This window comes from Pseudomonas sp. LBUM1658, assembly GCF_059716055.1.
This window is the reverse complement of record NZ_CP166798.1, coordinates 1858397-1883576: the sequence shown is the minus strand read 5'-3', so window position 1 is coordinate 1883576 and position 25180 is coordinate 1858397. Positions and strand designations below refer to the sequence as shown.

The 25180-nt window shown below is 58.5% G+C and carries 22 protein-coding genes, 5 tRNA genes and 2 pseudogenes; 14 read left to right on the top strand and 15 right to left on the bottom strand.

Features of this window, described 5'->3' with window-relative positions; translation table 11 throughout:
- Positions 1-57 precede the first annotated feature (57 nt).
- From ACA064_RS08545 to ACA064_RS08520, 6 genes are all read left to right on the top strand, one after another.
- Positions 58-948 carry a LysR family transcriptional regulator gene (locus ACA064_RS08545; RefSeq protein ID WP_497672970.1) on the top strand — a complete coding sequence of 297 codons (891 nt, stop codon included), beginning with the start codon at positions 58-60 and terminating at the stop codon, positions 946-948.
- A gap of 63 nt (positions 949-1011) precedes the next feature.
- The gene (locus ACA064_RS08540; RefSeq protein ID WP_497672969.1) at positions 1012-4290 is read left to right on the top strand and encodes a PAS domain S-box protein; all 3279 of its coding nucleotides are present in this window, start codon (positions 1012-1014) and stop codon (positions 4288-4290) included.
- A gap of 147 nt (positions 4291-4437) precedes the next feature.
- Positions 4438-5910, top strand: a complete 1473-nt coding sequence (locus tag ACA064_RS08535; RefSeq protein WP_497672968.1) for a PAAR domain-containing protein — start codon at positions 4438-4440, stop codon at positions 5908-5910.
- A complete protein-coding gene (locus ACA064_RS08530) occupies positions 5907-6518 on the top strand; it encodes a hypothetical protein (RefSeq protein WP_497672967.1) in 612 nt (203 codons plus the stop codon). Before ACA064_RS08535 ends, ACA064_RS08530 begins: the two co-directional genes overlap by 4 nt.
- Positions 6515-6682 (top strand): hypothetical protein, encoded by a 168-nt coding sequence (locus ACA064_RS08525; RefSeq protein WP_497672966.1) that lies wholly within the window; start codon positions 6515-6517, stop codon positions 6680-6682. The genes ACA064_RS08530 and ACA064_RS08525 overlap by 4 nt, the downstream gene beginning before the upstream one ends.
- Positions 6679-7290 (top strand): hypothetical protein, encoded by a 612-nt coding sequence (locus tag ACA064_RS08520; protein ID WP_497672965.1) that lies wholly within the window; start codon positions 6679-6681, stop codon positions 7288-7290. Before ACA064_RS08525 ends, ACA064_RS08520 begins: the two co-directional genes overlap by 4 nt.
- A 64-nt stretch (positions 7291-7354) precedes the next feature.
- Here ACA064_RS08520 and ACA064_RS08515 read toward each other — a convergent pair whose 3' ends face one another.
- The 12 genes from ACA064_RS08515 to ACA064_RS08460 all read right to left on the bottom strand — a co-directional run bounded on the left by ACA064_RS08515 (position 7355) and on the right by ACA064_RS08460 (position 15774).
- Positions 7355-7801, bottom strand: a complete 447-nt coding sequence (locus tag ACA064_RS08515) for an Hsp20 family protein (protein ID WP_497672964.1) — start codon at positions 7799-7801, stop codon at positions 7355-7357.
- A 113-nt stretch (positions 7802-7914) separates the two neighbouring features.
- Entirely contained in the window at positions 7915-8874 is a 960-nt protein-coding gene (locus ACA064_RS08510; protein ID WP_497672963.1) for a tRNA dihydrouridine synthase, read from the bottom strand.
- Between the two features lie 187 nt (positions 8875-9061).
- Positions 9062-9499, bottom strand: a complete 438-nt coding sequence (locus ACA064_RS08505) for an acyl-CoA thioesterase (RefSeq protein WP_497672962.1) — start codon at positions 9497-9499, stop codon at positions 9062-9064.
- Between the two features lie 49 nt (positions 9500-9548).
- Positions 9549-10382 (bottom strand): alpha/beta fold hydrolase, encoded by an 834-nt coding sequence (locus tag ACA064_RS08500; protein ID WP_497672961.1) that lies wholly within the window; start codon positions 10380-10382, stop codon positions 9549-9551.
- Positions 10383-10410: 28 nt separating this feature from the next.
- Entirely contained in the window at positions 10411-10950 is a 540-nt protein-coding gene (locus tag ACA064_RS08495) for a TetR/AcrR family transcriptional regulator (RefSeq protein WP_497672960.1), read from the bottom strand.
- 194 nt (positions 10951-11144) lie between these two features.
- A tRNA-Glu gene (locus tag ACA064_RS08490) sits at positions 11145-11220 on the bottom strand.
- A gap of 80 nt (positions 11221-11300) precedes the next feature.
- Positions 11301-11376: transfer RNA gene (locus ACA064_RS08485), tRNA-Ala, on the bottom strand.
- 53 nt (positions 11377-11429) lie between these two features.
- Positions 11430-11505: transfer RNA gene (locus tag ACA064_RS08480), tRNA-Glu, on the bottom strand.
- An 81-nt stretch (positions 11506-11586) separates the two neighbouring features.
- A tRNA-Ala gene (locus tag ACA064_RS08475) sits at positions 11587-11662 on the bottom strand.
- Positions 11663-11866: 204 nt separating this feature from the next.
- Positions 11867-13348 (bottom strand): glutamate--tRNA ligase, encoded by a 1482-nt coding sequence (gene gltX / locus ACA064_RS08470; RefSeq protein ID WP_497672959.1) that lies wholly within the window; start codon positions 13346-13348, stop codon positions 11867-11869.
- Positions 13349-13618: 270 nt separating this feature from the next.
- Positions 13619-15634, bottom strand: a complete 2016-nt coding sequence (gene uvrB, locus ACA064_RS08465; RefSeq protein ID WP_497672958.1) for an excinuclease ABC subunit UvrB — start codon at positions 15632-15634, stop codon at positions 13619-13621.
- A 14-nt stretch (positions 15635-15648) separates the two neighbouring features.
- A complete protein-coding gene (locus tag ACA064_RS08460; protein ID WP_497672957.1) occupies positions 15649-15774 on the bottom strand; it encodes a hypothetical protein in 126 nt (41 codons plus the stop codon).
- Between the two features lie 194 nt (positions 15775-15968).
- Here ACA064_RS08460 and ACA064_RS08455 point away from each other — a divergent pair, with 194 nt between their 5' ends.
- Together ACA064_RS08455 and ACA064_RS08450 are read left to right on the top strand one after the other, a co-directional pair.
- A complete protein-coding gene (locus ACA064_RS08455; RefSeq protein WP_497672956.1) occupies positions 15969-17165 on the top strand; it encodes an amino acid aminotransferase in 1197 nt (398 codons plus the stop codon).
- A 157-nt stretch (positions 17166-17322) separates the two neighbouring features.
- Positions 17323-17523, top strand: a complete 201-nt coding sequence (locus tag ACA064_RS08450) for a hypothetical protein (protein ID WP_497672955.1) — start codon at positions 17323-17325, stop codon at positions 17521-17523.
- 5 nt (positions 17524-17528) lie between these two features.
- On the opposite strand, the gene ACA064_RS08445 is transcribed toward ACA064_RS08450, so the two are convergent.
- On the bottom strand, positions 17529-17762 hold the full coding sequence (locus tag ACA064_RS08445) for a hypothetical protein (protein WP_150643587.1): 234 nt from the start codon (positions 17760-17762) through the stop codon (positions 17529-17531).
- A 261-nt stretch (positions 17763-18023) separates the two neighbouring features.
- Between ACA064_RS08445 and ACA064_RS08440 the strand changes: the two genes are divergently transcribed.
- The 4 genes and pseudogenes from ACA064_RS08440 (at position 18024) to ACA064_RS08425 (ending at position 20901) form a co-directional block, all read left to right on the top strand.
- A tRNA-Asn gene (locus ACA064_RS08440) sits at positions 18024-18099 on the top strand.
- Between the two features lie 162 nt (positions 18100-18261).
- A pseudogene (locus ACA064_RS08435) lies at positions 18262-19538 on the top strand (tyrosine-type recombinase/integrase).
- A gap of 910 nt (positions 19539-20448) precedes the next feature.
- A pseudogene (locus tag ACA064_RS08430) lies at positions 20449-20598 on the top strand (integrase domain-containing protein); the annotation flags it as partial.
- Between the two features lie 117 nt (positions 20599-20715).
- A complete protein-coding gene (locus ACA064_RS08425) occupies positions 20716-20901 on the top strand; it encodes a ribbon-helix-helix protein (RefSeq protein WP_497672954.1) in 186 nt (61 codons plus the stop codon).
- A 70-nt stretch (positions 20902-20971) separates the two neighbouring features.
- On the opposite strand, the gene ACA064_RS08420 is transcribed toward ACA064_RS08425, so the two are convergent.
- Positions 20972-22627 (bottom strand): SulP family inorganic anion transporter, encoded by a 1656-nt coding sequence (locus tag ACA064_RS08420; RefSeq protein WP_497672953.1) that lies wholly within the window; start codon positions 22625-22627, stop codon positions 20972-20974.
- A 141-nt stretch (positions 22628-22768) separates the two neighbouring features.
- On the opposite strand from ACA064_RS08420, the gene ACA064_RS08415 reads away from it, so the two are divergent.
- Together ACA064_RS08415 and ACA064_RS08410 are read left to right on the top strand one after the other, a co-directional pair.
- A complete protein-coding gene (locus ACA064_RS08415) occupies positions 22769-22999 on the top strand; it encodes a hypothetical protein (RefSeq protein ID WP_150802557.1) in 231 nt (76 codons plus the stop codon).
- A 24-nt stretch (positions 23000-23023) separates the two neighbouring features.
- Positions 23024-23209: a hypothetical protein gene (locus ACA064_RS08410; RefSeq protein ID WP_497672952.1), complete on the top strand. Its 186-nt coding sequence runs from the start codon at positions 23024-23026 to the stop codon at positions 23207-23209.
- A gap of 504 nt (positions 23210-23713) precedes the next feature.
- Here the strand turns inward: ACA064_RS08410 and ACA064_RS08405 are convergent.
- Positions 23714-24876 (bottom strand): IS3 family transposase gene (locus ACA064_RS08405; RefSeq protein WP_497669507.1). Its coding sequence is split into 2 segments (ribosomal slippage): positions 23714-24621 and positions 24621-24876, totalling 1164 coding nucleotides; the frame shifts between segments, so codons are not numbered across the junction.
- Between the last annotated feature and the right edge of the window lie 304 nt (positions 24877-25180).

Below are 25180 nucleotides of genomic sequence, written 5' to 3'. Positions count from 1 at the left end.
ATTAAATAACTCAAATTCATATTTTTCATGCTTTGGATAACTATTTGGAATGCGATCATGGATCTGGCCAACCTTAATGCTTTTATCGCCATCGCCGAGACTGGCAGTTTCTCCGGCGCTGGCGAACGCCTGCACCTGACGCAGCCGGCGATCAGCAAACGCATTGCCGGGCTGGAACAGCAGCTCAAGGTGCGCCTGTTCGACCGGCTTGGCCGTGAGGTCGGCCTGACTGAAGCCGGGCGCGCGCTGCTGCCGCGGGCTTACCAGATTCTCAATGTACTGGACGACACGCGCCGGGCGCTGACCAATCTGTCCGGTGAAGTGAGCGGACGCCTGACTCTGGCCACCAGCCATCACATCGGCCTGCACCGCTTGCCACCTCTATTACGGGACTTTACCCGGCGTTATCCCGAGGTGGCGCTGGATATCCAGTTTCTCGATTCGGAAGTGGCCTACGAAGAAATCCTCCATGGCCGCGCCGAGCTGGCGGTCATCACCCTCGCACCGGAGCCGCACACCCTGGTGCGGGCGACACCGGTCTGGGATGATCCGCTGGACTTCGTTGCCGCACCCGAGCATCCGCTGCTCAGCAATGGCGTGGTCAGCCTGGCCGATATCGCCCTGCATCCAGCAGTGTTCCCCGGCGGCAACACCTTTACTCACCATATTGTCCGGCGCCTGTTCGAAGGCCAGGGGCTGACACCGAATATCGCCATGAGCACCAATTATCTGGAAACCATCAAGATGATGGTCTCGATCGGCCTGGCCTGGAGCGTTTTGCCGCGCACCATGCTCGATGAACAGGTGGCACGCATCCCTTTACCGGGCATACAGCTCACTCGCCAGCTAGGCTACATCCTGCACACCGAACGGACGCTGTCGAATGCTGCACGGGCTTTCATGACCTTGCTGGATGCACAAATCGATTTGCCAGGGAACCAGGCATAAATTGTGCTAACCCGCTATGGTTTGTCGTGCTAAATGCCCTATTGAGCTCAAGGCCTGCTGCCAATGCACAAACCCGCTGACCGTATCCCGCGTATGCCGCGTATCAAGGCAATCGACCCAAAAACGTCGGAGCAAAGCTGGGAAAGCGCCTCACAGCTGCTCGCTGCGCTGAACGGTGCGCATTTGGGCGCCTGGTATTGGGACATAGAACGCGGGCAGATCAGTTGGTCACGCGGTACTCAGGCCTTGTTTGGCTTCGACCCGCGGCAACCGCTGCCGGCCGATCTGGAGTATCTGGACCTGCTGCCCGTCGAAGATCGGGCCAAAACCATTCGTGCCTTCAATGCCGTGCTCGCCGGCGCACCACTGGAACAGGCGATGCATCACCGCATCCGCTGGCCGGACGGCAGTCTGCACTGGCTGGAGATCAACGGCAGCCTGTTGCCGGACAAACACGGCAAACCACGAATGATCGGCGTGATCCGCGAGATCACCCATCAACGCCAGCGCGAACAAGCCTTGAGCAGTTCGGAAAAGCGTTTCGCCACGCTGTTTCATTTGTGCCCGAACATGGTCCTGCTGACTCGTCAGGAAGACGGCCTGATCAGCGAAGCCAACCAGTATTTTGAAAGCCTGTTTGGCTGGCCGGTGCAGGATGCGATCGGCCGCACGACCCTGGAACTGGGGCTCTGGGTCGATCCGGAGCAACGCGCCCAGCTGATCAAGGCCACCAAGGCCAAGGGCGAACTGGTCAACATGGAGGTGCAGTTTCGGGCCAGCAGCGGGCAAATCCATGACGGAATTCTCAGCGCGCAAAAGGTCGAACTGGAAGGCCAGCCCTATCTGCTCAGCACCTTCCTCGACACCAGCGAACGGAAAAACGCCGAACAGGCACTCAAAGACAGCCAGGAACGCCTCGACCTGGCACTGGACGCCGCCCAACTCGGCACCTGGGACTGGCACATTCCGAGCGGCATGCTCTATGGCTCGGCACGGGCGGCGCAGCTGCATGGCATGGACCCCAAGCCCTTCCACGAGCCGTTCGATGCCTTTTTCGACGGGGTTCCGGGTGAAGAGCGCGACACCATGCGCAACGCCTACCGCAGCCTGCGCGAGGGCCCGGCCGGCAACTATCAGCTGACCTATCGCGTACAAATGGAAGACGGCAGCTCGCGCTACCTGGAAAGCCGCGCCCGACTCTACCGCGACGAAGACGGCAACCCGTTGCGCATGGCCGGTACCTTGCTGGACATTACCGATCAGGTTGAGCGCGAGCAGCGCCTGATCACCTCGGAAGAGAAGTTCGCCAGCCTGTTCCAGGTCAGCCCGGACCCGATCTGTGTGACGCGCCAGGACACCGGCCAGTTTATCGAGATCAATTCCAGCTTTACCCAGACTTTTGGCTGGACCGCCACCGACGTCATGGACCGCAGCGCCGACCAGATCGGGCTCTGGGACGATTCGGCGAAACGCCAGCAACGAATCGAGCAAGTCATCCGCGAGCAGGCGCTGAACAATGTCGCGGTGATTGTTCATCACAAAGACGGGCAATCCTTGACCTGCGTGATTTCGAGTCGCCAGATCAGTGTCGGCAATCAGCCGTGCATCGTCACCACCCTGCGCGATATCACCCAGCAGCAACGCTCCGAAGCTGCGCTCAAGGCCAGCGAAGAGAAGTTCGCCAAGGCGTTCCACTCCAGCCCCGACGCCATCACCATCACCGAGCGCGACACCGGGCGTTACCTGGAGGTCAATGACGGGTTCTGTCGGCTGACCGGCTACCGCGCGAACGAAGTGATCGGACGCACGGTGTACCAGGTCGGCATCTGGGCCGAGGAGAAACAGCGTTCAGCCTTGCTCGCCGAACTGCAGATAAAAGGTCGGGTCCATCACCAGGAAATGCTCGGGCGCAACAAGCGTGGCGAGATCCTCACGGTCGAAGTCTCGGTCGAGCCCATCACGCTGAATGAAATCCACTGCCTGCTGCTGACGGCGCGAGACGTCAGCCTGCTGAAGAATGCCGAGGCGCAGATCCGCCACCTGGCCTACCACGACCCACTGACCAATCTGCCCAACCGTGCACTGCTGATGGATCGCCTGAGCCAGCAGATCGCCCTGCTCAAGCGGCATAATCTACGCGGCGCGCTGCTGTTCCTCGATCTCGATCACTTCAAGCACATCAACGATTCCCTCGGCCACCCGGTGGGCGATACGGTGCTGAAAATCATCACTGCCCGCCTCGAAGCCAGTGTGCGCATGGAAGACACCGTCGCACGCCTGGGTGGCGACGAGTTTGTGGTCCTGCTCAGCGGCCTCGAAGGCACGCGCAGCGAAGTCAGCGAACAAGTCCGGGAGCTGGCCGACACCTTGCGCGAACTGCTGTCCGAACCGATGTTTCTCGACGGTCAACGCCTGCAGGTCACGCCGAGCATCGGCATCGCCTTGATTCCCGATCACGGCTCGACCCCGGCCGACCTGCTCAAGCGCGCGGACATCGCGCTCTATCGAGCCAAGGATTCAGGGCGCAATACCACGCAAATGTTCCACAACACCATGCAGAAGGCCGCCAGCGAGCGCCTGCGCATGGAAACCGATCTGCGCCTGGCCCTCTCCCGAGGCGAGTTCAGCGTGCACTTCCAGCCGCAAGTCGATGCCCGCACCAACCGCATAGTCGGCGCCGAAGCCCTGGTTCGCTGGAATCACCCCGAACTGGGCGCACAAGCCCCCGCAGAGTTCATCAAGGTGCTGGAAGACAGTGGGCTGATTCTGGAGGTCGGCACCTGGATTCTCGATGAGGCCTGCAAGGCCTTTCGCGAGCTGATCGACGAAGGCCGGATCGATCCGCTCGACTTCAGTCTCTGCGTGAACATCAGCCCGCGGCAGTTTCGCCAGAACGACTTCGTCGAACGCATCGAACGCAGCCTGAGCAACCAGCAACTGCCCTGCTCGCTGCTGAAGCTGGAGATCACCGAAGGCATCGTGATCCAGAACCTGGATGACACCGTCAACAAAATGCGCCGCCTGCAGAAGCTCGGCGTGAGCTTCGCCATGGACGATTTCGGCACCGGTTACTCCTCGCTGACCTACCTCAAGCGCCTGCCCGTGGATGCACTGAAGATCGACAAGTCGTTCGTCCACGACGCCACCAGCGACCCGAACGACGCCGAGATCATCCGCGCCATCGTCGCCATGGCCCTCAGCCTTGAACTGGCGGTGATTGCCGAAGGCGTGGAAACCCCTGAGCAGCTTGCGTTCCTGCAGGGGTTGGGTTGCCATTTGTATCAAGGCTACCTGCACAGCCGGCCGCTGCCGCTGGACGAGTTCAAGAAGCTGCTCAAATAGGAGGAAGCGGGATCACTCGCGCCTCCTGATCGCCAGATACCTGAGTCCAGAACAAACCTACACCAAAAAAGGAAACGTCCGATTTATCTCCCGCATCGCCTTACCTAGCGTGTTCGTCCCTGCAGATAAAACAAGGACATAGACCGCATGAGGCGCTATCACATCACCGTCGGGGCGAAAACCACCGTCGACGGCACCGTGCGCACCGGCTGGGAGTGCAGCACGATCAATGGCCTGGCCATGGCCCGCGAAGGCGATGAGGTCTATTGCCCGGAATGCGACAGTACCGGGGAGATTGTCTGCGACGGCCCGCACTTGGTCGATCTGCTGGATGGACGCCACGCCGCCCTGGACGGCGACCTCTGCAGGTGCAAGTGCGACCCGCCGCCGCGCTTGATTGCCAACCAGACCCTCAGGTGTCAGGAAATCGACGGTGGTGGCGCCGCGCCGCGTGCCCGAGCCGCCGCTCAACCTGCCGCTGCGACCTCAACCCGTCAATCGGTAGCCGCGCCGCGCCCTTCCGGTTCCACGCCGGCGCCGAGCCAGCGCACACCGACCTTCAGCGAACTACCGGGGCTGATCTGCGAGAACATCTGGCGCGCGTACCAACAACGAGCCGAAGCCATTGTGGCGCCGGGCGGCACGCTGATCGCCGACCCCAAGGCGCGCAATCGCGCGATCAATGCCGCCTACGCCAGGTTATGGCTTGAGGATCAGCGTTTCCAGTGGGCGGGCCTCGCGGCTTTCGCCTCCAAACAGGTCGGTTGTGGCCTGCTGCACGCCGCTGATTCGATCGATAAAATTCAGGCTGAACATGAGGCGGGAGAGCGCTTGAGGAATAGCGCCAGGAAAGGGTTCTTTGGCTTGCTCAGCCGCAGTGAACGTCAAAGGCAGGCGAAACTGCGGGACTTCGAGCAGGCACAGCGCGACTACGAGCAAGCCCACCGCAACAACCCGCTGCCGAGCATCGACCTCGGGCGCAACGACGAATCGTTGTCGTATGTGCAGCAGCTGTACCAGCACGTGTACGAGATGCTGGCCATGGGCAATACCACGCTGTTTCTGGATATATTTCCGCTGCATGTTTTTTACAAAGAACGTGGGTTGCAGGCGCTGGAAACCTGCCTGCCTTCACGTAGCAACATTTATGGGCATGACCAGTACCCGGTGCTGTGGCCGGTCGCGCAGGAGACGCTGAAGTTCGGTACTGACCACAAGGAAATCCTGCAAGCCTTTGAGGCCATTGAGGCCGGCAACGTTGCCAAAAGTGTTGAACATCTGGCTTGGCACGAACAGCGAAATATCCTGCAACCGACGATGTACAGCGACACGAAACTGGTAACTCTGTTGCGTGGCAATCACATCTCCTACGTCACAGACATCCCATCCGGCGTCGCTCAAGCCATTGAGCTGACGCTGGCCAGCCAATGCCACCGCGCCGATGATGGACGCACCGTTGGCTTTGGCAAAAACCCCATGGCCAACCTGTCTGATATCCATCAGCGCATGCCCTTCGTGCTCAAGGCCGCGACGCAGTTTGATGAGCTGCTGCGTGACGGCAATCGCTATCAGATCGAACAGGCGATTCAGGATATCGCCGCGGGCCGGGGCGTGCGATGAGCCTGCTGCAACGTATAGGCTGGCGACGCACGGTATTTGCACTGGCGGTCGCTGCCCTCCTTACGGTGGCGGCAATTCAAGTGCAATCGAGTGAGCCGGAAATCGCGCTGATGATTGGCGAGCCTTGGGAAGCGATGCGTCAACGCTCCAGTGCAGCCATTGATCCAGCCATTCCGGGGCATTTTTGGGGGCGATTGCCGAAGTCGGATGCCCGCCTTCGTTTCATAGACCCCCAATACGGGTTCGTAACCCCACTGGCTCGCTTTTTCACAATTAGTTTCGATGATGAGCTGGTCAGCGATGTCCGTATGTCCCCACAAATCGAGCCGCTGTTGCTCGACGATACCCTCAAGATCGTGCTGGATCTGCAGGAGCAATGGCGCATAGGCGGCTGGACGCCAACCCGGACGGACTTTCCATCGTTCGCCGACACGCCGCAATGGCGTGCCCGATTGCGCGACGTGAACAAAGGCGGCAAAACTTATTGGCAAGCGGGCAACCAGTATCAAGTGATGTTGGTGGTTAATCGCTTCAGGGACGATAAGCGTCCCACAGAGGAGCGCTACCTCATCACGCTGCAACTTGCCACGCCGTGGGTAAAGCCATGACCCTGCGCTTTGACGACCCCATTGCCAAGCTGTCCAATATCCATCAACGCATGCCTTTCGTGCTCAAGGCCGCAGCGCGGTTGGATGAGCTGCTGCATGACAGCAATCGCCACCAGATCGAACAGGCGATTCGGGATACCGCCGCAGGTGGGGGCATACGATGAATTTGCTCGCACAGGAGGGCTGGCGACGTGGCGGGGTCGGACTAGTCGTTGTCGGGCTCCTTGCGTGGGGGGCTATTGAAGTGCAATCGGAAAAGGAAATCGCACTGGTGATTGGCGAGCCTTGGGAAGCCATGCGTCAGCGCTCCAGCGCCACCATTGATCCAGCCATTCCCGGGCGCGCTTGGTTCAACATTCCCAAGTCTGATGCCCGCCTTCGTTTCACAGACCGTCAATACGGGTTCGTGACCCCACTGGCCCGTTTCTTCACGGTTAGTTTCGATGATGAGCTGATAAGCAGTGTACGGATGTCCCCACAGATTGAGCCGCTGCTGCTCGATGATGCACTAAAAGTCGTGCTGGATTTGCAGGAGCAATGGCGCAAAGCTGGCTGGATGCCAATCCGGGTCGAGGACTTTCCATCGTTCGCCGACACGCCGCAATGGCGTGCCCGATTGCGCGACGTGAACAAAGGGGGCACGGCCTATTGGCGAGCGGGCGACCAGTACCAGGTAATGCTGGTGGTTAATCGCTTCCGGGACGATAAGCGTCCCACAGAGGAGCGATACCTCATCACCATCGGACTTGGCAAGTCTCGGGGTGGGCCTTGATCTGACGCAGAAAAAAAGGGCGCCGATGGCGCCCTTTCCAATGCAGTGGTTAATGTCGCAGCCATCAGTGCTGCAGAGCCGGTTTGTCTGTCCCGTTGATCGGGATGCGTTTGGCTTTTGCCTCTTCCGGTATGACACGCAACAGGTCGATGCTCAACAAACCGTTGCTCAGGTCGGCGGTCTTGATCTGGATGTGGTCCGCCAGACGGAAGGACAGTTTGAAGGCACGCTGAGCGATGCCTTGATACAGATAAGTGACGTCTTCGTCGGCGTCACGTTTGCCGCCACTGATGGTCAATACGCCTTTTTCGACTTGCAGCTCCAGGTCTTCTTCCTGAAAACCGGCGGCCGCAATCACGATGCGGTATTGGTCGTCACCGTGCTTCTCCACGTTGTAAGGTGGATAGGTGCTGCCTGGCTCATTACGCAGCGCCGACTCGAACAGATCGTTGAAACGATCGAAGCCCACCGAAGAACGGAACAGTGGAGCCAGAGAGAATGCAGTACTCATGATTGATCTCCTGATATTCAGCAAGTGGTTATCTCCGCGACCCGAATTCGGCATCGCGTATAAAAAAGATAAGGACCGACTTGTACATTTCAAGAGGTTTTTTTGAAAAATTTTCAGGCCGCTTCGGTGCGCTGAACGCCCAGCAAACGCCCGACCTGATCCAGGTCGGTTTCCCGGCGCATCGCTGTGAACAGCTCCACGGCCTCAGGGTAATTGCGGGTTAGCATCGCCAGCCATTGCTTCAATCTGCCTGGTGCCGAGCGTGGTGTCAGTTGCGCGACGGCTTGCGTCCAGAAGTCCTGGAGCAGCGGCTGCAGATCGGCCCAGGACATTTCGACCACCTCTTCGCCGGCCCGCGCCGCGGCGATTTGCCGGGCCAGATCCGGGCGCGAGACCAGGCCGCGACCAAGCATGATGTCCTCGACTCCGCTGATTTCGCGGCAACGGCGCCAGTCTTCGACGCTCCAGATATCGCCATTGGCAAACACCGGTACCTTGACCACTTCCTGCACCCGTGGAATCCACTCCCAATGGGCAGGCGGCTTGTAGCCATCAGTCTTGGTCCGGGCATGCACCACGATGTGCGCAGCGCCGCCTTCGGCCAGGGCCGTGGCACACACCAGCGCGCCGTCCGGACTGTCGAAACCCAGGCGCATCTTGGCCGTCACCGGGATATGCGCCGGCACCGCGCGGCGCACTTCGGCGACTATCGCATTGAGCAGTTCCGGCTCTTTAAGCAGCACCGCGCCACCGCGCGACTTGTTGACGGTCTTGGCCGGGCAGCCAAAGTTCAAGTCGATTACCTCGGAACCCAGCTCGCAGGCCAACGCGGCGTTATCCGCCAGGCATGCCGGGTCGGAACCGAGCAATTGCACGCGCAACGGCACGCCGGCAGCGGTCTTTGCGCCGTGGAGCAATTCAGGAGCCAGCTTGTGGAAATAAGCCGGAGTCAGCAGACGGTCATTGACGCGAATGAATTCGGTCACGCACCAATCGATACCACCGACCTGGGTCAAGACGTCCCGCAGGATGTTGTCGACCAGGCCCTCCATGGGCGCCAAAGCAATTTGCATGGGTAACACTCAACGAAAAACGTGCGGCAGTTTACTGGGTTTACAGGTGAAAGAGGTATGAGGCGCCCCAAAAGATCGCAGCCTGCGGCAGCTCCTACGCCGACCGCGTACCCCTGTAGGAGCTGCCGAAGCTGCGATCTTGGCCATATATGCCGCGCTGAAGGGCTACCTTGCCACAAGGTCGGTGTCAGATCGCGCCCTGCAACGCCGGCCCGTATCCCTCGATAAACTCCGCCGGCATGCGCTTGGGCTTGCCGCTGGACAGTTCGATGCAGACAAAAGTGGTCTGGGCTCGAAGCAAGGTGCTGTTGTCACTGGGGCGGACCAACTGGAAACGCCGACTCATTTTCAAGCGCTGATCCCAATCGACGATCCAGGTCGCCAACTGCAACTCATCGCCTTCATAGGCGGCGGCCAGGTAATCGATCTCGTGGCGGACCACGGCCATCGCCCGGTCCAGCCGCCGATATTCGCTCAGGTCCAGGCCCAGGCGCTGCGAATGGCGCCAGGCGCAGCGCTCGAGCCAGGTGACATACACCGCGTTATTGGCATGCCCAAGCCCGTCGATGTCTTCGGCACCCACCTGCAGATCAATGATAAATGGTGTTGCCAGATCCCAGCCCATGCTCCACTCCCCGGTCAGCTAATTTCGACCGGGGCAGTGTAACGGATGCTCAGGCGGATTGGCGCGCTCGCACGCTGCGACCGGAGAGCAAGGCCAGCACGCCCTCGATCAGCCGCGGATCGGACAGGACTCGCTGATGGCCACCCTCCGGCAGACGCAACAAGCGGCTGTCGAACCAGGCCTCATGGATCAGCTGCGATTCCTTGACCGGGACGAAGTTATCGTCCTCGGCGTGCACGATCAGCCCGGGCATATCCAGCTGGTAGTGCGCCACGTCGAGGCAAGCGGCGCGCATGCCGACATCCTGCTCGATCTGGCGAATAAACGCCGAACGGGCTTTTGGCGGAAGCCGTACGTAGCGGGCAAAACCGCGCAGCACCCCCAGTATCCGCGCTGGAGCGGCGATGCTGACCAGGGTTTCGGTGCGCAAGCCCAACTGGACCGCCAGCATGGCACTGGCGCCGCCCATGGAATGACCGATGACCGCTTGCAAGGGCGGCAATTCCGCGGCGGCCTCGAGCATGGCCCGGGCGAACAACACCACATTCGCTTCATGCCCGGGAGAACGACCATGGGCCGGACCGTCCAGCGCGACCACCATATAGCCGGCGTCCACCAGCGCGGTGATCAGACTGGCAAATTGCGTCGGCCGACCTTCCCAGCCGTGCATCAACAGCACTGCCGGCCCCTGCCCCCAGCGCAAGGCCGAAAGGCCGAAACGCAGGGTGATCCGCTCGGAGGTCGCCAGCAGCGGCAACTCCCAATCCCGCGGCGGCAGCTCGCGCGGCGTCATGAACGCCAGGCGCATCCGGCTCGCGACCAGTCGCGGTGCAAACCAACCCAAGGTGCCATTAACGCCACGAACCCAGCTTAAAGTGCTCATCGCTCATTCCTCAGGATCACGCTTCAGGTCACAGCACCGCCGACTTGGCGGCGCGCAGCAATCGATCGGATAACTCTCCGGCGCCCAAGGCTCGCGCCAGTGCCAGGCCGCCGACCATCAGGGCGATGTCGGCCAGGACTTTGTCGGCCTCTTCCGGGCTGGTCGCCAGTTGCGCGACCATCAGTTCCACGTGTTCATTCAAGGCCTGACGGAAATCGTCCGGCAGGCGACCCAATTCCCCGATCGAGGACGGGATCGGGCAGGCATGATCAGTTGAATCGCGGTGCTTGCGTGACAGGTAGAAGGCGGCGACCAGCGCGCGTCGCTCTTCACCCGTCAACTCGGCGTCCATTTCCTCGATCAAGCCACGGCGCTGAGCGAGCAGCTGCTTGAACGCTTCCAGCATCAGCGCATCCTTGCTTTCGAAGTGCGAATAGAAACCACCCACCGTCAGCCCGGCGGCGCCCATCACCTCTCCCACGCTCGGTTCGGCCGGGCCGCGCTGAATCAGCGCTGCGCTGGCGGCCTTGAGGATGCGTTCGCGGGTTTGAGCTTTTTTGTCGTTCATCGTTACCTCCGAATATTACGATTGAAATATTATTCTCATAATAAATTTTCGCAAGTCATAAATATGACCGCTGGTCAGAAGAACCTTTTTTTTGAACAGAGAGTTGGGGAAGAGAGAATTGGCGAACGCCAGACAAACAAAAGGGCCATTCAATAATTGAATGACCCCTATAAATCCCGCAGAGCGGGTAATCGTGGCGTCCCCTAGGGGACTCGAACCCCTGTTACCGCCGTGAAAGGGCGGTGTCCTAGGCCACTAGACGAAGGGGACGCAAAACCTTCTATACAACTGATCAGTGCTGAGAGCTGATCGATTCAAGGCCGGTGTGGCCAGACCTTGAACTGTAAAATTGGTGGAGCTAAGCGGGATCGAACCGCTGACCTCCTGCATGCCATGCAGGCGCTCTCCCAGCTGAGCTATAGCCCCGGATTTTTCGCCTCGCGGCGGAACAGTGTCTTGCAACACTGCTTCTGTAAAACTGGCGTCCCCTAGGGGACTCGAACCCCTGTTACCGCCGTGAAAGGGCGGTGTCCTAGGCCACTAGACGAAGGGGACGCAAAACCCTTCTATACAACATGATCAGGCTGAGTCTGATCGATTCAAGGCCGGTGTGGCCAGACCTTGAACTGTACAATTTGGTGGAGCTAAACGGGATCGAACCGTTGACCTCTTGCATGCCATGCAAGCGCTCTCCCAGCTGAGCTATAGCCCCTCGTCGGTGAGGACGGGGCGAATCTTAAGGGTGTATCGCAAGGCTGTCAAACTTATTTTCAACAAATTTCAATATTTTTTGTCGGCATTACAATCACTTACCGCCCTCTCCCCGGAAAATGGGAGGTTTGCCCTTTTGGGGCTGCCGAAGATCAGGATCAAAAGATCGCAGCCTTCGGCAGCTCCTGCGGGGGAATGCCGTGAATCAGGCGATAGCGCCCAGGAGTTTTTCCCACTCCTTGTTTTCCTTTTTCGACACGCCACCCAGCAGATCGATGGCCTGGCGCAGGCGGAAACGGGTCAGGTCCGGGCCAAGGATTTCCATGGCGTCGAGCACCGACACCGAGCTGGCCTGGCCAGTAATCGAGGCGAACATCAGCGGCATGGCGTCACGCAGCTTCAGCTCCAGGGACTCGACCACCGCCTGAATAGTCGCGGTGATGCTGTCCTTCTCCCACTGGCGCAGGCTTTCCAGCTTCCACAGGATCAGCTGCATCAATTGACGCACCTGGTCGCCCGAAAGCTTCTTGGACTCGAACAGCTTGACGTCCGGGTTCACGCCACCGGCAAAGAAGAAGCCGGCCAGCGGGGCGATCTGGCTGAAGGTTTCAACCCGGCCCTGGACATGCGGCGCGATCTTCATCAGGTATTCAGGGTTCAGCGCCCACTCCTGCACACGGCTGGCGAACTCTTCCAGCGGCAGGTCGCGCAACCACTGGCCGTTGAGCCAGGACAGTTTTTCGACATCGAAAATCGGCCCGCCCAGGGAAACCCGAGACAGATCGAAGTTATCGACCATCTCCTGCAGCGAGAACTTCTCGCGCTCGTCCGGCATCGACCAGCCCATGCGGCCCAGGTAGTTGAGCATGGCTTCCGGCATGAAACCCATGCGCTCGTAGAAGGTCACCGAGGTCGGGTTCTTGCGCTTGGACAGCTTGCTCTTGTCCGGGTTACGCAGCAGCGGCATGTAGCACAGCTGCGGTTGTTCCCAGCCGAAGTACTCGTAGAGCAGGATTAGTTTCGGCGCCGATGGCAGCCATTCTTCGCCGCGCAATACGTGGGTGATGCCCATCAGATGATCGTCGACCACGTTCGCGAGGAAGTAGGTCGGCAAGCCGTCGGTCTTCATCAGCACTTGCATGTCCATGCGATCCCACGGGATCTCGACGTCGCCACGCAGCATGTCCGGCACCACGCAGACGCCCTCGGTCGGCACTTTCATGCGGATCACGTGGGGCTCGCCAGCGGCCAGACGGCGCGCGACTTCTTCCTTGGAGAGCAACAGTGCGCGACCGTCGTAGCGTGGGGTTTCACCGCGGGCCATTTGCTCGGCGCGCATCTGGTCCAGCTCTTGCGCGGAACAGAAGCATGGGAAGGCATGGCCCAGATCGACCAGCTGCTGGCAGTACTTCTGATAGATGTCACCGCGCTCGCTCTGCCGGTACGGGCCGTGGGGGCCGCCGACGTCCGGGCCTTCGCTCCAGTCGATGCCCAGCCAGCGCAAGGCATCGAAAATCTGCTGCTCGGACTCGCGGGTCGAGCGCAATTGATCGGTGTCTTCGATCCGCAGGATGAACTCACCGCCATGCTGCTTGGCAAAGCAGTAGTTGAACAAAGCGATGTAAGCGGTGCCGACATGGGGATCGCCGGTAGGCGATGGCGCGATGCGAGTGCGGACGGTGGTCATGGCATGTCTCGGAAGGAATATGAAAAGCGAAGATGAAACAGGGGGCGAATGGTAACAGGCGACACCCGCCCGGCTCCAGTGAGCAGGGCATTTAAGCCAAGGCATTGCCAGCAGGGCTCAAGGCTGAGGGAGGCGCATTGATTCGCCGCACACCCTGTAGGAGCTGCCGCAGGGCGCGATCTGTTGATCTTGGCATCCGCCTGGACGCCGTGCTGTCCCCTGAAAAGATCGCAGCCTGCGGCAGCTCCTACAAGGGTTCCATCGGCCCCATCACACCACCATCAACCGCTCCCGCAGCTTGCCGATTTCATCGCGCATTTGTGCGGCGGCTTCGAATTCCAGATCGCGCGCCAGCTGGTACATTTTCTCTTCCAGTTGTTTGATGCGCTTGGAGATCTCGCCTGGCGAACGCAGTTCGTTTTCGTAGCGGGCGTTTTCCTCGGCGGCCTTGGCCATGCCTTTGCGCTTTTTGCTGCGCGAACCCGGCACAGTGGCGCCTTCCATGATGTCCGCGACGTCCTTGAACACGCCTTTGGGGGTAATGCCGTTGGCCAGGTTGAAGGCGATCTGCTTGTCGCGACGGCGTTCCGTCTCACCCATCGCCCGCTCCATGGAACCGGTGATGCGGTCGGCGTAGAGAATCGCCCGACCATTGAGGTTACGCGCCGCACGGCCAATGGTCTGGATCAGCGAACGCTCGGAGCGCAGGAAACCTTCCTTGTCCGCGTCGAGAATTGCCACCAGCGACACTTCCGGCATGTCCAGGCCTTCGCGCAGCAGGTTGATCCCCACCAGCACATCGAAAGTACCCAGGCGCAGATCGCGGATGATTTCGACCCGCTCCACCGTGTCGATGTCCGAGTGCAAGTAGCGCACCCGCACACCGTGGTCAGCCAGGTAATCGGTCAAGTCTTCGGACATGCGCTTGGTCAGCGTAGTCACCAGCACCCGCTCGCCCAGCGCCACCCGCTTGCCGATTTCCGAGAGCAAATCATCGACCTGAGTCAGCGCCGGACGGATCTCGATTTGCGGGTCCACCAGACCGGTCGGCCGTACCAGCTGCTCGACCACTCGACCGGCGTGCTCGGCCTCATAGTTACCGGGGGTTGCCGAAACGAAAATGGTCTGCGGACTGATACTTTCAAACTCGTCGAAACGCATCGGCCGGTTGTCCAGCGCCGACGGCAAGCGGAAGCCGTACTCCACCAGGGTTTCCTTGCGCGAACGGTCGCCTTTGTACATGGCGCCGACCTGCGGCACGCTGACATGGGACTCGTCGATCACCAGCAAGGCATCGGCCGGCAAGTAGTCAAACAAGGTCGGTGGTGCCTCACCGGATTCACGACCCGACAGGTAGCGCGAGTAGTTTTCGATGCCGTTGCAGTAACCCAGCTCGAGAATCATCTCCAGATCAAAACGGGTGCGCTGTTCAAGGCGCTGCGCTTCCACCAGTTTATTGTTGGAACGCAGGTATTCCAGGCGCTCCTGAAGCTCGACCTTGATCCCTTCGATGGCCCCCAGCAGGGTGTCCCGTGGCGTCACGTAGTGGCTTTTCGGATAGAAAGTGAAACGCGGCAGCTGGCGGGTCACTTCGCCGGTCAACGGATCGAAGGCGGAAATCTTCTCGACTTCATCATCGAAGAGCTCAATGCGGATCGCTTCAAAATCGGATTCCGCCGGGTGGATATCAATCACGTCGCCGCGCACCCGAAAGGTCGCACGAGCGAACTCCATGTCGTTACGGGTGTATTGCAGGTCGGCGAGCCGGCGCAGCAAGGCACGCTGGTCGAGCTTGTCGCCGCGATCCACGTGCAGCACCATCTTCAAATAGGTTTCCGGACTGCCCAGACCATAGATGCACGAGACCGTGGTGACGATGATCGCGTCCTTGCGCTCCAGCAACGCCTTGGTCGCGGACAGGCGCATCTGTTCGATGTGGTCGTTGATCGAGGCGTCTTTCTCGATAAAGGTGTCGGAAGACGGCACGTAGGCTTCAGGCTGGTAGTAGTCGTAGTAGGAAACGAAGTACTCCACCGCATTATTCGGGAAGAACGCCTTGAACTCCCCGTACAACTGCGCCGCCAGGGTCTTGTTCGGCGCCAGCACCAGGGTCGGGCGGTTGATCTGGGCGATCACGTTGGCGATGCTGAAGGTCTTGCCAGAACCGGTCACGCCGAGCAGCGTCTGGTGCGCCAGCCCGGCCTCGATGCCTTCGACCATCAGGCGAATGGCTTCCGGCTGATCGCCAGCGGGCTCGAAGCGGGTGACTAGCTGGAAGTCAGACATAACGTACCTCTGGTTCACTCCTGCAAGGCCACACCGAACAGGAACGAGAACGAGCGAAAACGACCAATGTCGTCGGAAAAAACTTGATTGTGCTGGATGTGGAGGCAAATGCCACGGGTTTCAAGCCGAACGTCCTGCATGCCCAACATCCATTGGACGCTACAATATGATTAACAGTCGAAAAATAAACCGAAAAAGCTGCCCGAAAAGCCCAATTGGCTGTCGCCGCGATCTGTGATGGTCTCTATACTAGCTCCCCGTTTGTGCACCGCTCTAGTGCATTCGGCTGGAGCGCTACACGTCCCTCCACACCCCATTCAGAGCCGCCGCAAAAATGAGCCTGTTCTCCGCTGTCGAAATGGCACCACGCGATCCAATCCTGGGCCTCAACGAAGCATTCAACGCCGATACCCGCACCAACAAGGTCAATCTGGGGGTCGGTGTCTACTGTAACGAGGATGGGAAAATTCCACTCCTGCGTGCCGTTGCCGAAGCCGAGACGATTCGCGTGGCTCAACACGCTTCCCGCGGCTACTTGCCGATCGATGGCATTGCCGCCTACGACCAGGCCGTGCAAAGGCTGCTGTTCGGCGCTGACTCAGCGCTGATCGCCTCTGGCCGGGTTATTACCACCCAGGCCGTCGGCGGTACCGGCGCGCTGAAAATCGGCGCCGACTTCCTCAAGCAGCTGTTGCCTGACGCCGTGGTCGCCATCAGCGACCCAAGCTGGGAAAACCACCGCGCGCTGTTCGAAACCGCCGGCTTCCCGGTGCAGAACTATCGTTATTACGACGCAGCCACCAACGATGTGAACCGTGCCGGCCTGCTCGAAGACCTGAATGCCCTGCCTGCGGGCTCGATCGTGGTGCTGCATGCCTGCTGCCACAACCCGACCGGCGTAGACATGAGTCCGGCTGACTGGCAAAACGTGCTGGAAGTGGTCAAGACGAAAAATCTGGTGCCGTTCCTCGACATGGCCTATCAGGGCTTTGGCGACGGCATCGACGATGACGCCGCCGCTGTACGTCTGTTCGCCGAATCGGGCTTGACCTTCTTCGTTTCCAGTTCGTTCTCCAAATCCTTCTCATTGTATGGCGAGCGCGTTGGCGCCCTGTCGATCGTCAGCGAATCGAGAGAAGAAAGCGCGCGAGTGCTGTCGCAAGTCAAACGCGTGATCCGCACCAACTACTCCAACCCGCCGACCCACGGTGCGAGCATCGTTGCCGCTGTGTTGAACAGCCCGGAACTGCGCGCCCAGTGGGAATCGGAACTGGCTGAAATGCGCCTGCGCATCCGTGGCATGCGCATGCAGATGGTCGATCTGCTGGCGCTGCACGGCGCCAAACGCGACTTCGGTTTCGTCGGTCGCCAGCGCGGGATGTTCTCCTACTCCGGCCTGACCGTTGAGCAAGTCACCCGCCTGCGCACCGAATTCGGTATCTACGCCCTGGACACCGGGCGCATCTGCGTTGCCGCGCTGAACCAGAACAACATCGAAGTAGTGACCAAGGCCATCGTTCAGGTGATCTAAGCCACAGACGAGAAAAAACCAAGGGGAAGCCAGCCGGCTTCCCCTTTTTGTTTTTGTCGGTGAGACAATCGCGCACTGTGCAAAGATCGCAGCCTGTGGGATTTTTACCCAGCGGTGAATTCAGAGCGCCAGGCGCCCTTCCCTTTCGAGAGATTCCATGAAAAACGATAATTTGCGCGCTGACCGCGATGAGCTGGAGAGCTACACCCCCCGCACTCATAACAAACGCAGCAGCAGCGGACTGGTCTGGCAAATTGCCCTGGGGGTGTTCCTCGGCGGTATGGCGCTATGGCTGGTGCAACTGGCCGCCACTTCGCTGGCCGCGAAGTTCATGCTCGGCACAGTGACGTTCGGCTGAAGCCGTTAGCCTGCCAGTTCGCTCGAGCGCTGGCTGGCAGCGTTGTCGAATGCCACATACAGCGACTCAGCCACCTGGCTTTTGATTGCTTTAGCGCTTTCCAGCCCCAGCACAAAACCTTCGGCCTTGCCGCCCGCCCGATTCAACTCATCGGCCGAGCCGGCCTGGGTGATCGCATCCCACAGCTTGGAAGCCTGCGGGCCTACGCCTTTGGGCAGGCTGATCTGTTCAATGCTCATCGGGCCACCTTGAATTGGGTGGCGAGGGCTTGTTCGATTGAATACACGAGCGTGGTCATGACACTACCTTTGCGGCTGAGGGCCGGCAGCGCGTGAAACCACTTCCGGGGGACCATGGTAGACCTGTACCGGAGTTCTGGTAACCGGCAGTCATCGATAAACCGCCCATTGCCCGGATTGCTGCGGCATTCGTCGGAAAAAACTCTTCCGAACCTCTTCGAGACTTGACTTCTCCTTTTCAATCAGTAACATACACTGCATTCCGCGATAGCTCAGTTGGTAGAGCAAGTGACTGTTAATCACTGGGTCCCTGGTTCGAGTCCAGGTCGTGGAGCCAGTCAAGGTTCCAGAGAAGGCTTTCAAAATCTCTGAAACCCCCGAAAAACCCGCCTTCTGGCGGGTTTTTTCGTTTTGGCGTTCCGTCGGATTCCGGTGTATACCAGGCGTTTTAAGGGTGGAGTTTGGGATAAAGTTCAGTTCGATAAAAGGGAGTACCCTTATGTCGCGCACCACTGCTCCACTCTCCGATTCCGCTTGCCGTTCGGCCAAGCCCACAGACTGCGCCTACAAGCTTTTCGACGGTGACGGACTTTACCTTCTAGTCCAACCCAATGGCCGCAAAGGCTGGCGTCTCAGATACGTCAAACCTGATGGCCGGGAAGGACTGACCTCATTCGGCAACTACCCCATCGTTGGCCTCGCCGATGCGCGCCGTAAGCGCTTGGAGGTCAAGCGAATGCTGGTGGATGGCATTGACCCCATAGGAGCCAAGAACCAAGCCAAGGCGGAAGCTCTGATCAAAGGCCGCACCTTTGAAAGCGTTGCCCTCGCCTGGCACACGGAAATGTCAGCCAAGTGGGCACCGGACTATTCCAAGACAGTGATGAGTCGCCTCAAGACTCACCTCTTCCCGCTGATCGGCGCCCGCGCAATTGTCGACCTAGATACCCACGATCTTTTGCGGCCCCTGGAAGCGATCAAGAAGCGCGGAACGATAGACATTGCTTTAAGGGTACAAAACTACCTGCAGAGCATAATGCGCGAGGCAAAGCGCCTCCGCCTTATCACCGTAAACCCTGCTTACGACCTCGTAGGCTCGATCAAAGCCTCGCGGGTCGTCCACCGCGCCCCGCTTTATCCTTATCGCGCTTGCCGGAACTGCAGGAGCGGATCAACACCTATAAAGGCCGCGCACTTACCCGGCTGACGGTCTTGCTGTCGCTGCACGTGTTTGTACGCTCCAGCGAGCTGCGCTTCGCCCGCTGGAGCGAGTTCGACCTCAAACGTGGCGTCTGGGAGATACCCGACACGCGACCAGCGTTGGAAGGCGTACCCTTATCGCCGCAAGCGGTCGCCCTGCTCGAGCAGATCCACGCAATCACCGGCAAATTCGACCTGGTGTTTGCGGGCGATACCAAGTCTTGGAAACCAATGTCCGAAAACACGGTGAACAGCGCGCTTCGAAAAATGGGGTACGACACCAAAACCGAGATCTGCGGCCATGGGTTTCGCTCGATGGCCTGCAGCGCACTGATCGAGTCGGGTTTGTGGACGGACACAGCCATTGAAAGGCAGATGAGCCACAAGGAACGCAACAACGTCCGCGCCGCTTACATCCACAAGGCCGAATTCATCGAGGAGCGCAGGCTGATCATGAACTGGTGGAGCCGGTACCTGGAGGCTAATCAGCAGAAGCATGCCAGCCCACGCGAATTTGCCAATCAGACGGGTACGAACGTCACTCGACTAAAAGCAAAACGTGGCGCAACTGAGTAAGCGCTCGACCCTCATATCACAGTGATCCGCTTGTCCACGCGGGTCCATCCAAACAGGGCTGCAAAGCCGCCCTGTTTGGATGGACCTCACTTAAAAAATCTAAAGCCCACGCAACTGTCTGTGGAAAACCACGGATTTACACCGGTGGATAATTTCATCCACCGCCGCAGAACTCCCGAAAATTCGAGCCTTGACCCGAATTCTCCACAGGCGTAGAAAAGATCGGGCAAGCGCTGTCGTTGACAGCAACCCAGGTAGCCAGAACCTTTAAGGCTACGCCACACCGTGGTGGTTCTCCCAAAGTGCGATTAGCGTCCGGCGGCTCGCACGGTCACAGCGATGTGATGGATGCCTACTTTTACCAGTGCGCCCACTGCGGCAACTCAGCCCCTTTCATAGCTACTCTGCAGCAACCTATCCGCTTGGCCATTTCCTTGCGCCAACCTGCGCCCGTCTCTTTCTCCCGGAAAGAGACGGGCGCTCCTACCGATGCTGCAGCCCAACTCGCACAAGGCTTTGCGGCATTCCCCCTCGTGACAATCGGCGTGACAAACACCGAAGTCACCAGCAACAGCGATGCAGATGATGGTGCCGCAGCCCACGGAATGGACTGCACCTGACTGACAGTCAGGCATGCCCCGGTCATCGCATCACTGTCTTCACCTGACTCAGGATCTCGCGGCGCCGGTCTCGTCAGCCAGTGTAGCCTCCACCCGCCCACTTCTTCGGAAGTGCTCAGGAGGCCAGATCATGAGATGCCCAAGCTCCCGGTCGTAAGGAGCCGTCAGTCCCGCGTTAGTGGACACCCCTCACAGGTCGCAGGGGCCTTGATCCCTGATAACACTCAACATTCTTGGCGGGATGACGTGGGGAAAGTTTCAAAGGTTTTGGCTTCGAGAGGAGTTTGATCATGGCATTGGTCGGTAGACGGGATGGGCGAAATTTTGGCTATGGACGACAACTGAGTTATGCCGGGCCACAGGCGTTGCGCGATCTGTTTGGCGGCGGGCATTACGGCACGGTCAAGGCGCACAGTGATCGCTGGCAGGCGTTTGTTCGGTGCCACCTTTTGACCACGGCCAATCTAGCTGACGGTAACGAACCTAACCGGTGACAAATAAATCTCCGGCTATTATAATTTGATTATCATCGACCGTTTTAGGGTACCGGCATCACCATGGAAAATAAGACTGCACGATTGACTGTGCTCATTGATCCCGTCAAGAAAAAAGCGCTTGAGGAGCTATGTGCATCTCAGGATATAACGCCCTCACAGGTCGTTCGTCAGCTTATTCGGGACTACCTGGAGTCGCATGGCGTGTCCTACTCCACCAAAAGTAGAATTGCTGCCAATGGTAAGTGATTCATCTGCGCATGAGCGGGCATGACAAATGCCTGATCATCGCTCCTTCTTAGCCTACTGCACCCCATCTCTAGCCTTGGGTCTTGTCGATCTCGACATAACTGCCCAGTGCACCACTGAAGTCGGCATGATAATGCTCTGAGCCGAGCGCCTGAAGAATCCCTGCCCTGTCGAGCTTGCCAAGGACTTTCTCGTTGGCTTCACACAACTTCACGACGATGCTGCGCTTGCGCAGCTGCTCAATAACCTCGAGCAGCGTCTGTAAGCCCGTGATGTCCATGAACGGCACCCGCTTCAAGCGAATAATCAACGTCCCGGGATCGGTGTGCGTTTGAGCCAAAACCCGCTCAAAGGTTTCTGCTGCGCCAAAGAAGAGGGGCCCCTCAATGGTGTAAACCAAAATACCGGGGGGAAGGTGCACATGCCCATTCATACGTAACTCTACCTCCAGCTCTTTTTCGACCATCAACTGAATCTCCACAGAAGACGCCATCCGACGCATAAATTGCAGCATGGCGAGAATGACTCCGATATTCACTGCAATCGCCAGATCACTGAAAACGGTTAGGCTGAAGGTAATTAACAGGATGGCAACGTCGGCTTGGGGGGCTCGTTTGACCATGCGTTTGAAGTGCTTCAGTTCGCTCATGTTGTAAGCGACCACGAATAAGATCGCAGCCAATGCACACAGCGGGATATCCGAAGCCAGAGGCGCCAAGAAGAAAATTAATAAAATCAACGTGAGGGTGTGCGTAAAACCCGCGATTGGACTGTTGCCACCATTGCGGATGTTGGTCGCTGTTCGAGCTATCGCGCCTGTCGCAGCAAAGCCACCAAACAGAGGTGTAACCAGGTTAGCAATGCCTTGTCCGATTAACTCCTGATTGGAGTCATGTTTGGTACCGGCCATCCCGTCGGCCACAACAGCAGACAGCAGCGACTCGATCGCCCCGAGCATCGCGATCGCAAACGCAGGGCCAATCAACTCAATGACCTGCGGCAGCGTTATTTCAGGAAGGCCAATTTTGGGCAGTCCTTGAGGAATTCCTCCAAATGCATTTCCGATCGTGGCCACGCCGTCGAATTGAAAATAGGAATGCAACGCCGTCACAACGACCATAGCAATCAAGGGGCCGGGGACACGCCTTACGCCTGGTATTTTAGGTGCGAGTATCACCAACGCCACGCTCAAAAGCGCTAACAGTGTTGTGGGTACATGAAGGCTGGGCAGCGCCTGGATGAGGTGCCACAGCCGCTCGTGGAAATGGTCACCACTGATTTTCGGCAAGCCCAAAAAGTCTTTCCATTGCCCGACCCAAATGATCACCCCGATGCCGGCGGTGAATCCCACAATCACGGGGTCAGGGATGAACTTGATGAGTGCGCCAAGCTTGGTGATACCGAGCAGTAATAAAATTACCCCGGCCATCATTGTCGCGATCTGCAAGCCATCAACGCCGTACTTGGCCGTCACGCTGGCCAGAATGACGATGAACGCCCCTGTGGGGCCGGCAATCTGAAGCCGGCTTCCACCGAACAGCGAAACCAGCAAACCACCCACAATGGCCGTGTAGATCCCCTGTTCCGGCTTGACGCCAGAAGCGATGGCAAATGCCATGGCCAAGGGCAGCGCCACGACGCCGACGATGACTCCTGAGACGATATTTCGAAGCCAGTGCTCGCGTCCTAACAAGCCCGCTTTCCAAGCTTCTCGTATCGCAATCATGACTAGCCTCGCTCTGGTGGCATGTGCATACTATTCACACGTAGTGATAATAGCAAAGCAATTGGCCTAGCCTCGGTTCGACACCTGCGACGCTGTAGATTCGGTGCAAAGAGAGCTAAACCACATGTCCGGAGACCCCGCATGAAACGCGAAGACGTCAAAACCAAACACGGTGAAGGCATGCACTTCGACACGCATGTGATCGCCAACCCGGCCAACACGCACGAGTGGATCATTCTTTTCAAAAAGGATGCAGGAAGAAGCTATTTTCTGGTCAATGACAACGAGGAGATTGAGTCATTTGGACGCCTCGATGACCTGATCCATGAGCTTCGCGAGCTGGGTATCAAGTCCGCCGAAGTTCATTTCTGATAGTTACACTCAGGGAGCTTGATCATGTCAGTAAAAATTGAGCATCTGTCCGGTCAAAGCGAAGAGCCTTGGTCTGTTTGTTTCGGTAGCCGCAGCATTCAATTTCGTACCGAGCAAGGGGCGAAGGACTATGCGGCCACACTTAAAGAAAGAATCGACGCACCGCATACCTTTCCGCGAATTCACCACGCTCCCAACCCAGACCACTGATCAACGCTGATCTGGACTTAATGACCCACGCAGTGGCCCCTACGCAACTGGGTCACGGACTCACGCAATTGTCGAAGTACGCGGATCAAATGTAAGCAGCTGGTGATACATAAGGAAGAACAGCATGAAATCGAGCAGATTGTTAACCAGAGGCGTGCGGCATGCCAACCAGTGACGAGTGGACAGAGTGGCACCTAACGCCCAGAGGCTGGAAGTGTGGCACTGAGCAGAAGGATTATCGTCGGGTGGACCGCACGCCTCCAGCAGACCGAGTACTAACCAGTAAGTATAGGCTGTACCTGAGTTCATCGAGCTCTATGGTGGACAAAGGCAACGAAGATATCTGGCGATCTCCTGATAGCGATGTGGTGGAAGAACTTCTCAAGCTATATGGCAATCCGCCTGAATGCCTCTAGAAGGGAAGCCCGCCGAATTCGGAAAACCTTAACGTACGATTTATTTCCGAATTCTACGGGCTCCCCAATTTAAACGGGAGTGTAGTGGTCAACTAATCCCGGACACGACGTTAAGTTTTTCTTCGGCCCGAGCTGGCGCCAGCCCACCGTTGAATTGATGGGGTCGAATCCAGTTGTACCGATGCATCAAGAAATGGCTGATATCGCGCTGGGCCTCTTGAGCAGTTCTGTAACCCAGAGTCGGTATCCATTCGGTTTTCAAGCTGCGGAACACCCGCTCCATCGGCGCGTTGTCCCAGCAATTTCCCCGGCGACTCATGCTCTGGCGCATTCGATAACGCCACAGCCGCTGGCGAAATAAACGACTCGCATACTGCGACCCTTGATCCGAGTGAAACAGCAGGCCCTGAGGCCTTCCACGTTGCTCGTAGGCCATATCCAGTGCCTTGATAACCAACTCGGCGTCCGGCTTTTCCGACAATGCCCAGCCCACCACCCGGCGCGCGCAAAGATCCAGCACGACCGCCAGATAGTGCCATTTCCCCTGGGCCCAAATGTAGGTGATGTCGCCGCACCACACCTGGTTGGGTGCCGGGACATCGAACTCCCGATTCAAGATGTTCGGGATATCCAACCGTTCAACCATTGCTCGTTTATAGGCATGAGAACCTGGCTGTTTGCTGACGAGGTCAAGCTCACGCATCAAGCTGCGCACTTTGAACCGACCGAGTTGCTCACCATCGTCACGCATCAACGAGAGAAGGCTACGGCTGCCGGCAGCACTGCGACTTTGTGAAAACAACTCGCTCACCCGGCTGCGCAACCGAAGCCGTTCGACATCAGGCGTTCGGCGCTTGAGGCGGTAGGCGTAGTAGCTTGAGCGGTTGATTTCAAACACTTTGCACAGCCAATCAACCGGCTCATGGACGCTCAGCTGATTGATCAGCGCGTACGCTCGTGATCTTCCGACATCAAGAGCGCGGTAGCCTTTTTTAATATCGATTTTTCCCGTTCAAGGCGGGCGATCCGGGCTTCCAGCTCCTGGATTTTCTGCTGTTCCGGTGTCAGCGCTTTGCTCTGCGGGGTAACGCCTTTGCGCTCCTGCTGAACCTGACTGACCCAGCGGCGTAGTGCCGACTCGCCGACGCCGAGTGAACGGCTGGCTTCGATGTAGCTGTAGTCTTGCTTGAGCACAAGGTCGGCAGCCTCGCGTTTGAATTCAGCAGAAAAGGAACGGCGTTGTTTGGTCATCTGACACCTCGATCTGGCGAGCATTCTCGCCTAAATGGGTGTCCGGTTTCATTAGACCACTACAGGAGACTCGACATCGACGCTGCACAAGAAACCAACCACCTCCGCAAAGGAGCCTGACCAATGCCGAACCCAGCGTGCGAAATTGCACTCCACTTGACCACCTGTTTGCATTCGAACTGACCAGTCATTCATTCGATATGACCGCCGATTGCATCGGATGTGACCAACACGTTTCGTAGCCATTATCGGTAGAGAACTGGGGGTAGCCACAGACAGCAATCGGCTAAACGCTGTCGGCCGG